Annotated in this window: 1 protein-coding gene; it reads left to right on the plus strand. The window is 26.6% G+C overall.

Annotated elements, in window-relative coordinates; translation table 11 throughout:
• A partial coding sequence (locus tag EZH24_RS14640; protein WP_161976219.1) for a hypothetical protein occupies nt 1-278 on the plus strand: 278 nt, incomplete at both ends.

The following is a 278-nucleotide window of genomic DNA, read 5'->3' on the forward strand; positions in this document are numbered from 1 at the left end:
GAAATCGGAAAATTCAAAACTTTAAGCGGAACTGATATTGGTAATATATTAAATAAAATACAAGCAGGTATTAAAGTTAATAATAGTCAATTTTTAGAGTTTGAACTTAGTGGAAAAGCCACAGTAAACGAGAGTAGTATTGAAATAAAACCGAAAAACGAATTGGATAACCCACCCAATGCAATAATAGAAGATTTTGTAGAAAATGCTATTTCTATATTAAGTGATACTTATTATAATAAAAATTTATTTAGTAAGGTAGAATTAGATGGCGATAT

It is taken from the genome of Brachyspira catarrhinii (genome assembly GCF_005518285.1).
In the GTDB taxonomy this organism is placed as follows: Bacteria; Spirochaetota; Brachyspiria; order Brachyspirales; family Brachyspiraceae; genus Brachyspira; species Brachyspira catarrhinii.